The 10,864-nt window shown below is 74.7% G+C and carries 8 protein-coding genes; 4 read left to right on the forward strand and 4 right to left on the reverse strand.

Going from position 1 to position 10,864, the window contains the following annotated elements; genetic code table 11:
- Window positions 1-72 precede the first annotated feature (72 nt).
- Window positions 73-1,566: a CoA-acylating methylmalonate-semialdehyde dehydrogenase gene (locus ABQ292_RS24635; RefSeq protein ID WP_369210347.1), complete on the forward strand. Its 1,494-nt coding sequence runs from the start codon at window positions 73-75 to the stop codon at window positions 1,564-1,566.
- A gap of 447 nt (window positions 1,567-2,013) precedes the next feature.
- Entirely contained in the window at window positions 2,014-3,012 is a 999-nt protein-coding gene (locus tag ABQ292_RS24640; RefSeq protein WP_369210348.1) for a DUF3500 domain-containing protein, read from the forward strand.
- A gap of 21 nt (window positions 3,013-3,033) precedes the next feature.
- Here the strand turns inward: ABQ292_RS24640 and ABQ292_RS24645 are convergent, their stop codons facing one another.
- Both ABQ292_RS24645 and ABQ292_RS24650 read right to left on the reverse strand, forming a co-directional pair.
- Entirely contained in the window at window positions 3,034-3,816 is a 783-nt protein-coding gene (locus ABQ292_RS24645; protein ID WP_369210349.1) for a TIM barrel protein, read from the reverse strand.
- The gene (locus tag ABQ292_RS24650; RefSeq protein WP_369210350.1) at window positions 3,813-4,823 is read right to left on the reverse strand and encodes a Gfo/Idh/MocA family oxidoreductase; all 1,011 of its coding nucleotides are present in this window, start codon (window positions 4,821-4,823) and stop codon (window positions 3,813-3,815) included. The genes ABQ292_RS24645 and ABQ292_RS24650 overlap by 4 nt, the downstream gene beginning before the upstream one ends.
- A 110-nt stretch (window positions 4,824-4,933) precedes the next feature.
- Between ABQ292_RS24650 and ABQ292_RS24655 the strand changes: the two genes are divergently transcribed.
- Complete coding sequence (locus ABQ292_RS24655) at window positions 4,934-5,935, forward strand: LacI family DNA-binding transcriptional regulator (RefSeq protein WP_369210351.1); 1,002 nt, start codon at window positions 4,934-4,936, stop codon at window positions 5,933-5,935.
- Window positions 5,936-6,055: 120 nt separating this feature from the next.
- On the opposite strand, the gene ABQ292_RS24660 is transcribed toward ABQ292_RS24655, so the two are convergent.
- On the reverse strand, window positions 6,056-8,329 hold the full coding sequence (locus ABQ292_RS24660; RefSeq protein WP_369210352.1) for a cytochrome P450/oxidoreductase: 2,274 nt from the start codon (window positions 8,327-8,329) through the stop codon (window positions 6,056-6,058).
- A gap of 126 nt (window positions 8,330-8,455) precedes the next feature.
- On the reverse strand, window positions 8,456-9,481 hold the full coding sequence (locus ABQ292_RS24665; protein ID WP_369210353.1) for a LacI family DNA-binding transcriptional regulator: 1,026 nt from the start codon (window positions 9,479-9,481) through the stop codon (window positions 8,456-8,458).
- Between the two features lie 157 nt (window positions 9,482-9,638).
- Here ABQ292_RS24665 and ABQ292_RS24670 point away from each other — a divergent pair, with 157 nt between their 5' ends.
- Window positions 9,639-10,826 (forward strand): Gfo/Idh/MocA family protein, encoded by a 1,188-nt coding sequence (locus ABQ292_RS24670; RefSeq protein ID WP_369210354.1) that lies wholly within the window; start codon window positions 9,639-9,641, stop codon window positions 10,824-10,826.
- Window positions 10,827-10,864 lie beyond the last annotated feature (38 nt).

Genomic DNA, 10,864 nt, shown 5'->3' on the forward strand with positions numbered 1-10,864 from the left:
CTCCGCCATCCGCGAGCTGGTCACCAAGCACTTCCCCGACGGAACCACCCCCTGAACCGAGAGAGGCACCCCATGCCCACCTCCATCCCGCACTGGATCGACGGCGCCCGCCGCGAGAGCACCAGCGGCCGCACCGGAGAGGTGACCGACTCCGCGACCGGCGAGGTCTCCGGCGAGGTCGCCCTCGCCTCGGTCGAGGAGGTCGACGCGGCGGTGGCCGCCGCGACCGCGGCGTTCCCGGCCTGGCGTGACACGTCGCTGGCCAAGCGCACCGCCGTGCTGTTCCGCTTCCGGGAGCTGCTCAACGACCGCAAGCCCGAGCTGGCCGCGATCATCACCGCCGAGCACGGCAAGGTCCTCGACGACGCCCTCGGTGAGGTCTCCCGCGGCCAGGAGGTCGTGGAGTACGCCTGCGGCGTCCCGTCGCTGGTGCGCGGCGGGTTCACCGAGAACGCCTCGACCAACGTCGACGTGTACTCGATCCGCCAGCCGCTCGGCCCGGTGGCGATCATCAGCCCGTTCAACTTCCCGGCGATGGTCCCGATGTGGTTCTTCCCCATCGCGATCGCGACCGGCAACACCGTCGTCCTCAAGCCCAGTGAGCAGGACCCGTCGGCGTCGCTGTGGGTCGCCGAGCTGTGGAAGGAGGCCGGGTTGCCCGACGGCGTGTTCAACGTCGCCCAGGGAGACAAGGTCGCCGTCGACCGGCTGCTGGAGCACCCCGACATCCGGTCGGTGTCCTTCGTCGGGTCCACGGCGATCGCCCGCTACGTCTACGAGACCGGTACCCGGAACGGCAAGCGGGTCCAGGCCCTGGGTGGGGCGAAGAACCACATGGTCGTGCTGCCCGACGCCGACCTCGACCTGGCCGCCGACGCGGCGGTGAACTCCGGGTTCGGGTCGGCCGGCGAGCGCTGCATGGCGATCAGCGCGATCGTCGCCGTCGGCGGGATCGGCGACGACCTGGTCGCCCGGATCGCCGAGCGCACCGCCACGCTGCGCACCGGCGACGGCCGCAAGGGCGCCGACATGGGCCCGCTGATCAGCAAGCGGCACCGCGACCGCGTCGCCTCCTACGTGGAGGCCGGTGAGAAGGAGGGCGCCAAGCTCGTCGTCGACGGCCGCGAGGTGACCCCCGACGGCGGGGAGAACGGCTTCTGGCTCGGCCCCACCCTGGTCGACCACGTCGAGCCACCGATGAGCGTCTACACCGACGAGATCTTCGGCCCGGTGCTCTCGGTGCTGCGCGTGGACACCTACGAGCACGCCGTCGAGCTGATCAACCGCAACGAGTACGGCAACGGCACCGCCATCTTCACCAACGACGGCGGCGCCGCCCGGCGCTTCCAGCACGAGGTCGAGGTCGGGATGATCGGCATCAACGTGCCCATCCCGGTGCCGATGGCCTACTACTCCTTCGGCGGGTGGAAGAACAGCCTGTTCGGCGACTCGCACGCCCACGGCGCCGAGGGCGTGCACTTCTTCACCCGCGGCAAGGTCGTCACCAGCCGCTGGCTGGACCCCAGCCACGGCGGCCTGAACCTCGGCTTCCCGCAGAACGCCTGACCGAGGTCCCCCGGTGGCGGAGTCGCCGTCGGTGACACCGCGGACCGGCCGGCGCCGGCGAGACGGGTCTCCGCCGGCGCCGGCCCCCGGCCGCCACCATCCTGCGGCCGGGCTCCGGGGGTGGGGCGGATCCGGCCGGCCGTGGACGGGCGGCTGGACGACACGCGGTTCGTCGCCGGAGCCCTGCCCCGGCGCACCCGACCTGGTGTTCCGGGAGGGCCGATCCGCACCCCTCGTCCGCACCGACGGGACGGGACGAGGCGGCCCTGAGCAGGTGCGCCTCCTGCGCGGCCAGCTCCCGGAGGTGGCCGCGGACGCGTCCGTCCTCGGCGACTCCGGAGACCCGACCCCTGGCTCGAGGTGGGCCCGGTCCCCGCAGGGGGACCCCTGACCACCGCGTCCGGCCGGCCGGACGCGGACACCGCCGACAGGGTCGTCGCACGCCGGATGGCGGCGGCGGCATCGGCGTGGCTGGACTCGCTGGACGCGGGACAGCGGAGCGTGGCGCAGCGGCCCGGGCCGTCGGGTGGTCCCGCGGCGGAGGCCGAGCGGCTGCGCTGGCACTACGTCCCCACCGACCACGGCGGCCTGCCCCTGGGCGCCCAGCGGCCGGTGCAGCAGTCCCTGGCGATGCGCCTGGTGTCCACCGGCCTGTCGGCCGCCGGCTTCGTGACCGTCTGCGGCGTCATGGGCCTGGAGAACGTGCTCGACGGCACGGAGGGGCTGCGCACGAGCGGGGACCGGGAGCGCCTGCGCGACCCCGGCCTGTACTACCTGCGGGTGTTCGGCGAGCCGGGCGGACCGGGTCCGTGGGGATGGCGGTTCGGCGGCCACCACGTCTCCCTCAACGACCTGGTCGTCGACGGCCGGGTGCGGGCGGTGACGCCCTGCTTCCTGGGAACCAACCCGGCCGCGGCTCCCCTGCTCGGCGCCGGGGTCCTGCGACTGCTCGGCCCGACCGAGGACCTGGCGCGCGACCTGGTGCGGTCGCTGCCGCCCGCACTCAGGGCCCGCGCGGTCCTGCTGGACCGGGCGCCCCAGGACATCGTCAGCGGGAACCGCTCGCGGTTGCCGACCGCCGGTGAGGTCGATGCCGGCCCGGAGGGAGGACTGCTGCCGCTGACCGTCCGTCCGCGGGGGCTGGCGGGCGGGGAACTGGACGACGACCAGCGCGCGCTCCTGGCCACCCTGCTGTCGGCCTACGTCGGCCGGGTGCCGGACGGGCTGGTCCCACCGGTCGACGTCGACGCCGTGCACCTGGCCTGGGCGGGGTCGACCGACCCCGGCCGGCCGCACTACTACCGGCTGCAGGGACCGCGGCTGCTCGTCGAGTGGGACAACACCCAGCGGGACGGCAACCACGCGCACTCGGTGTGGCGCGACCCGCAGGCCGACTTCGGCCTGGATGCCCTCGCCGACCACCGTGCGGAGCACCACGGCGGCTGACGCCGCGGCGGGAGCGGCCCCTCAGCGAGCCGGTGTGAACGCCGCGCGGAAGCGGTCGAGCGCCTGCTCGGGGTCGCCGGAGGCCCAGCCCTCCAGGGCGACGACGCCGGTGTAGCCGAGCCGGTGGAGTGCGGCGGCGATCGCCGGGTGGTGGATCTCCCCCGTGCCCGGCTCGCACCGACCGGGGACGTCGGCCACCTGGATCTCGCCCACCAGCGGCAGGGCCCGCTCCACCAGCGCGACGAGGTTCCCCTCGCCGATCTGCGCGTGGTACAGGTCCAGGTTGAGCCGCAGGTGCGGGCTGCCCACGGCCTCGACCAGCGCGATCGTGTCGGCGGCGCGGGCGAAGGGCGTGCCGGGGTGGTCGACGGCGGTGTTGAGGTTCTCCAGCGTGAAGACCCGCCCGGCCCGCTCCCCCAGCGCCGCCAGCCGCTCCAGCGTCCGGGCGGCGGTGAGCCACATCGCGGGGGTCACCGTCTCGGTGGGGACGACGGGCAGTCCCCGGCCGTCGAGCCCGGTCCCGTGCACGTTGAGCCGCGGGCAGTCCAGCCGCTCGGCGACGGCCAGGGACCGCTCGGCGGTCCGCAGCAGCTCTCCGGCGCCGTCGGGGTCGGCCAGCGTGCCGGTGACGTAGCCGGTCATCGACGAGAACGTCGCGCCGGTCCCGACGAGCTCGTCGACGTCCTTCGCCGTCCAGTCCCAGATCTCCACCTCGAACCCGAGGCCGGCGATGCGCCGCACGCGCTCGGCGAACGGCAGGTCGAGGAAGAGCATCTCGGCCGAGGCGGCCAGGCGGTAGCTCACTTCTCGACCCGCACCGGGCCGCCGGTGCGCACCGACTCCGCCGCGGCCAGCGCGATGGCCAGCGCCGCGCGGGCGTCCTCGCCGGTCACCGGGGCCGGGCGCCCCTCCCGGACCGCCTCGACGAAGGCGGCCAGCTCGGCGGTGTAGGCGTCGGCGAAGAGCTCCTGGTCCCCGCGGACGGTCTCGACGAGCCGCCCGGCCGGCCCGGAGAACGCCATCCCGCTGCCGCGGCCGTCGCCCATCGTGGCCATGCCGCCGGAGCCGAGCACCTCGCCGCGGACGTCGTAGCCGTAGGCCGCCTCGAAGCACGCCTCGGCCACCGCCATCGCGCCGTTGTCGAACCGCACGGTGACCACCGCGGTGTCCAGCAGGCCGCGGTCCCGCCACGCCGGTTCCACCAGTGCGTCGGCCGTCGCGGAGACCTCCACCGCCTCGGATCCGGGATTGAGGAAGCGCAGCGTGTCGAAGTCGTGGATCAGCGTCTCGAGGAAGATCGTGTCCGGGAGGACGCGGGACGGGTTGAAGCCGCCGGGGTCGCGGGTGAGCGAGCGCAGCAGCCGCGGCGTGCCGAGGGTCCCGGCGTCGAGCAGGGCACGGGCGGCCCGCCAGTCGGCCGCGAACCGCCGGTTGAAGCCGACCTGGAGGACGACGCCCGCGGCGCGGGCGGCGTCGACGGCCCGGTCGGCGTCGGCGAGCGTGACCGCCATCGGCTTCTCGCAGAACACGTGCTTCCCCGCGGCCGCGGCGGCGACCACCAGGTCGGCGTGCGACCGGGCCGGCGCCGCGATCACGACCGCGTCGACCGCGGGGTCGTCCCACAGCTGCGCCGCGTCGGTGTGCGCCCGGTCCGCGCCCAGTGCGCCGGCCAGCCGTTCCGCGGCTCCCGGGGCCGCGTCGGCCACCGCGGCCAACCGCGCACCGGGGACCCGCCGCGCCAGCGTCTCGGCGTGGAAGGCGCCCATCCGCCCCGCCCCGATGAGGGCGACCCCGACGGTCCCGTTCGTCATGCCGACTCCTCGTCTAGAACGTTCTAGTCAGGCCAGGGTGACGCGGGTGACCCTGACCCGTCAAGAGGATCCGGCTATAACGTTCTAGGGCATCGGGCTACGCTCGCCCGGTGACGCGGACGGGCCCCGAGCGGAGGCCGACCCTGGCCGACGTGGCCGCCCGCGCCGGGGTCTCCACCGCCCTCGTGTCGATCGTCATGCGCGAGGCACCCGGGGCCAGCGCGGCGACCCGGGAGCGGGTGCGCCGAGCCGCCGACGAGATCGGCTACCGGCCGGACAGCCGCGCCCGTCTCCTGCGCAGCTCCCGCAGCCGGCTGCTCGGCGTGGTCTTCGGCGTGCAGCACGCCTTCCACGGCGACCTGCTGACCGGGCTCTACGACGCGGCCGAGCAGGCCGGGTACGAGCTGGCGCTGAGCGCCGTCACGCCGGGACGCGGCGAGCAGCCGGCGGTCGACAGTCTGCTGCGGGACCGCTGCGAGGCACTGGTCCTGCTCGGCCCCCAGTCCCCCGCGGCCACCCTCACCGACCTGGCGACGCGTCTGCCGGTCGTCGTCCTCGCCCGCCCGGTGCGGTCCGCCACGGTGGACGTCGTCCGCACCGCCGACGACGAGGGCATGCGCCTGGCCGTCGACCACCTGGTGGCGCTCGGGCACCGCGACGTCGTCCACGTCGACGGCGGACGGGCTCCCGGCGCGGCGGAACGGCGCCGGGGGTACCGGGAGGCGCTGCAGCGGCACGGGCTCCCGGCGCGGGTCGTCGCCGGCGGGCTCACCGAGGACGACGGTGCCGCCGCTGCACGGAGGCTGCTCGAGGGGCCGCTGCCGAGCGCCGTCACCGTGTTCAACGACCGCTGCGCCCTGGGCGTGCTCGACGTCCTCCGCCGGGCGGGCCGGACCGTGCCCGGGGAGGTGAGCGTCGTGGGCTACGACGACAGCCGGATCGCCCGGCTCTCCTCGGTCGACCTCACGTCCGTCGCCCAGGACGTCGAACAGCTGACCACGCTCGCCGTCGGGCGCGCCCTCGCCCGGCTCGACGGCACCCCCGTCGACCGGCGCGAGCTCGTCGTCCCGCCCCGTCTGGTCGTGCGGAGCAGCACCGCCCCGCCCTCGTGACGTGAGGGAACGGCCACCCTCCAGACCCTCCGGCCCCGGTCCCGGGTCCCGCCCCGGGCCTGCGAGGGGTGGGGAGGACGGGGTCCTTCGACGAGGCGTGGGGAGGAGAGTGGTCCTTCTTCAGAGGTCGAGCACCAGCCGGGGACCGCTCGAGCGGGAGACGCAGATCATCATGCAGTCGTTCGCCTCTCTCTCGTCCGGGCCGAGGACCGAGTCCCGGTGGTCCGGCACGCCACCGAGGACGGCGGTCTCGCAGGTGCCACAGGTGCCCTCGGCGCACGAGGAGAGGACGCCGACCCCCGCCTCCTCGACCACCGACAGGATCGACCGGTCCGGCGGGACGGTCAGGGTGAGCTCGCTCCGCGCCAGCTCGACCTCGAACGACTCCGTGCGCGCCGGCTCGCCCTGGGGGCGGGGCGCGAACCGCTCCACGTGCAGCGCCCCGCGCGGCCAGCCGCCGCAGTGCTCCTCGACCGCCGCCAGCAGCGGCTCGGGGCCGCAGCAGTAGACCAGCGTGTCCGGCTGCGGGGTGCCGAGCAGGGCCTCGAGGTCCAGCAGTCCCGTCTCGTCCTGCGGGCGCACCGACACCCGGTCGCCGTACACCGCGAGCTCGTCGAGGAACGCCATCGACGCCCGGTGCCGGCCGCCGTAGACCAGCCGCCAGTCGGCGCCCGCGGCCTCGGCGGCCCGGATCATGGCCAGGATCGGCGTGATGCCGATGCCCCCGGCGATGAACAGGTACCGGGGCGAGTCGACCAGGGGGAAGTTGTTGCGCGGGCCGCGCACGCGCACGGTGTCGCCGGCCTGCAGCCGGTCGTGGACGAAGAGGGAGCTGCCGCGGCCGTCCGGGTCGCGCAGGACGCCCAGGCGGTACTCGGAGTGGTCGGCGGGGTCACCACAGAGCGAGTACTGCCGGGTCGGCGTCCCGTCGAGGACCAGGTCGACGTGCGCGCCCGGCTCCCAGGCGGGCAGCGGGCGGTCACCGGCGTCGCGCAGGGTCAGGGCGACGACGCCGTCGGCGACCTCCCGCTTGGCGGCCACCCGGGCCTCCGCCTCGAACTCCGCGGTGGTGAGGGTGACGGTCGTCGTCCGGTGGGAGACGGCCTCGACGTGCGGACGTCGCGCGGTCCGGCCGAAGGTGACCGGCAGGTTCTTCCAGACGTACATGTTGGGCGAGCTGGGGTAGAAGGTCGGTGGGCCGGCCGGCTCGTAGTCGCCCAGCACGGGCAGGGCCTCCTCGAGGGCGATCCGCGCCTCCAGGCGGGCCAGCGGTGCGCCCAGGCACCCGTGCACGCCCTCGCCGAAGCCCAGGTGCCGGCCCCGGGGCCGGGTGATGTCGAAGCGGTCCGGGTCGGGGAACTGGCGCTCGTCCCGGTTGGCGGCCCCCATCACCAGCACCACGCGGCCGCCGGCCGGGATCGTCACCCCGTGCAGCGTGACCTCGCGCGACGTCGTCCGGGCGGTGAGCTGCAGCGGCGTGATGAGGCGCATGGCCTCCTCGACGGCGGCCGGGATCAGCGACGGGTCGGCCTGCAGCAGCGCCCGCTGGTCGGGGTTCTCGGCGAGCAGCCTGAACAGCGTGCCGGTCAGCCCGGCGGTGGACTCCACGCCGCCGAGGAAGAGGATCATCATCAGGCCGCTGACCTCGGAGTTCGGGGTGACCTGCGCATCGACGAACGGCACCCCGTCGATGTCGGCCTCCACGAACGCCGTGACCAGGTCGTCCCGCGCGGCCCGACGACGGTCCTCGAGCAGGTCGATGAAGAACTGCTGGACGCCGGCCGTCGCCGCCCGCGCCACCGGGGTGAGGTGCGGGGTGCCGGGCACCCGGTCCTTGAGCTCGTGGGTCCAGTGCTCCAGCTGCTCGCGCCGCGCGCGGTCCAGCGGATCGTCGGCGTGCCGGCTGGGCAGGCCCATCAGGTGGAAGAAGACGTCGAACGGCATCGGCCAGGCCAGCTCCTGGGCCAGGTCCACCGTCGCACGGCCCCCCGCGGCGCGGTCCCGCCAGGATCCGACCAGGTCGCGTACGACGGCGCGGATGCCGTCCTCGAGCTGGGCGATCCGGCGTGGCAGGAAGTACGGCTGCACCACCGAGCGGACCTGGTCGTGCCGGGGGTTGTCCATGCTGCCGATGGAGCCGGGCGGGACCTGCTCCAGGCGGCTGTCGTCGATGTCCATCCCCTCGAAGCTGCGGAACGTGTCCGCGTCCAGCGCGGCCGCCCGCACGTCCTCGAAGCGGGTCAGGACCCACCAGCCCCACCGCTCGTTGTAGGCGACGGGCGCCTCGTTCCGCAGCCGGCGGTACACGCCGAACGGGTCGGACGTGTAGAAGTCCGGCCGGAACGGGTCGTAGTCCTCGGCGGTGGCGGGGGCAGCGGTGGCGGTCTCGGCCATGTGCGTCTCCGTGCTCAGGGACGACTCGTGTCTTGAAGCGTTTGAAAGAGTTGCGGGTGACCCACGCCACTGTCAACCGGTTGTCAGGACAAAGTCCGGCTCCTTGACCGTGCGGCGGTGCCGACCTCAGACCCCTGCGGGCGCCGGACCGGTCGTCCCCCGCACCACGAGGCGCGGCGGGACGACGACCTCGCGGTGCGCGGTGCGGCCGCCGTCGAGCCGCTCGACCACGGCGGCCACCGCGTGCCGCATCAGCTGTCCGGAGTCCTGGCTGACCGTGGTCAGGTCGACGTGCGCCAGCCGGGACAGCGGGCTGTCGTCGTAGCCGACGACGGAGACCGCCCCCGGGACGTCGACCCCGCCGCGCAGCAGGGTGTCCAGCACTCCCACCGCCGAGCGGTCGTTGTAGGTGATCACGGCCGTCGGGGGCAGGTCGGACGCGAACAGCTCCCGCGCGGCGCGCGCCCCGGACTCCTCGCCGTGGTCCCCGGCGACGACCTGCAGGTGCCCGCCGAGCCGGTGCCGGCGCATCGCCCGCTGGTATCCCCGGCGCCGGCCGGCGGGGATGACCCCGGGGCCGCCGTCGACGTAGGCGATCCGGCGGTGGCCGAGGCCGACCAGGTGGTCGACGGCCTGCCCGACGCCCTCGTCGTCGGCGGCGCGGACGACGTCCACACCGGCCGACGGCACCGGGCGGCCGACGGCCACCACGGGCAGCTGCCGGTCCAGCGCGCTCAACCGGGAGGCGGGGGCCTCCGGGCCGAGGAGGACCAGCGCCTCGCAGCGCGAGTCGAGCAGCGTCTCGACCGCCCGCCCCTCGTCCCGGGTGCGGGTCACCGTGCTGAGCACCAGGTCGTACCCGTGCTCCTCGGCCGCCTCGTGGACGTCCTCGACGAGCTGGGCGTGGAAGGTGCTGCGGACGTCCATCACGACGCCGATCAGCCTGCTGCGCCGGCGGGCCAGCAGGCTCGCGGCGCGGTCGGGTCGGTACCCGAGCCGGGCGGCGGCGTCGAGCACACGCTCGCGGGTGGCGCTGCTGGGTCCGGCGACGCCGCGCAGCACCAGCGACACCGACGCCGTCGAGACGCCGGCCTCGGCTGCGACGTCCTGCAGTCGCGGACGACGCAGCGACTCCTCTGCACCCAGGACCACCACCTCCTGCCTTGACACCGAGCCGGGAGCGGCAGCACCATTAAAGCGCTTTAAGCGCCTCCGCACCCACCGGTGCCACCCGCGGGGAGCGTGTCACGTCCGCAGCGACGCCCGCGCACCACCGGGACCCCGTCCACCCCAGGAGAGGGGGACAGCCATGTCGCGACGACCACTGTCCGTGGCGGTGATCGGGGCCGGGATGGCCGGCCGCAGCCACGCCGCCGGGTACCGCTCGGTGAACACCGTCTTCGGGGAGGGACTCCCGCCGGTCCGGCTCGCCGCGATCGCCGATGCCAACGAGCAACTGGCCCGCGACGCGGCTCGCCGCTACGGCTTCGAGAAGGCGGTCCTCAGCTGGGAGGAGGTCGTCGAGGACCCCTCGATCGACGCGATCAGCATCGTCGTCGGCAACTCCCTGCACCGCCCGATCGCCGAGGCCGCCATCGCCGCCGGCAAGCACGTGCTCTGCGAGAAGCCGCTGGCCGGCTCGCTGGAGGACGCGCGGGTGATGGTCGCGGCGGAGGAGCGATCCGACGTCGTGACCGCCGTCGGGTACACCTACCGCAGGTCCCCGGCGATCGCCGCGATCCGCGACCACGTGCACGACCGCGAGCTGGGTGAGCTGTCCCTGTTCGACGGCCGCTACTGGTGCGACTACGCCTGCGACCCCCGCGGTCCGCTCACCTGGCGGTACAGGGGCGGACCCGGCAGCGGTGCCCTCGGCGACATCGGCGCCCACGTCATCGACGTCGGCCAGCTCCTCTGCGGACCGATCGTGTCGGTGTCCGGGGCGGTGCTGTCCACCCAGATCCCCGAGCGGCCACTCCCCCTCGGCGCCGTGGTGGGCCACGACGCCGCCCCGGTGAGCGACGAGATGGGCGAGGTCGAGAACGAGGACACGGCCGTGTTCACTGCCCGGTTCGGGTCGGGCCCGTCCGCGACGTTCTCGGTGTCCCGCACCGCCTTCGGCATGCCCAACGGGCTGGCCTTCGACGTGTACGGGCTGGCCGGCCGCGCCTCCTTCGACTGGCACCGGCCCTCGGAGTACCTCCTCGACGACCGCCAGCCCGAGGCCCGCAGCCGCGGCGCGCGGCAGGTCATCGTCGGCCCGCAGATGCCCTACGTCGCCGGCGGCTACCCGATGGAGGCCCCGGGCGTCGGTGGCGGCAACGCCGAGATGTTCGTCTACCAGTGCCGCGCGTTCCTGGACCAGATCGTCGGCACCCCCGACCCGCTGCCGCCGAACGCCACCTTCGCCGACGGGCTGCACACCATGCAGGTCATCGCGGCCGTCGTCGAGTCCGCGCGGTCCGACGGCGCCGCCGTCGCCGTCCCCACCCACTGACCGTCGACCGGAAGGCCGGACCCTCGATGTCCCTCAAG

The sequence above is a fragment of the Geodermatophilus maliterrae genome, assembly GCF_041018925.1.
Classification (GTDB): domain Bacteria; phylum Actinomycetota; class Actinomycetes; order Mycobacteriales; family Geodermatophilaceae; genus Geodermatophilus; species Geodermatophilus maliterrae.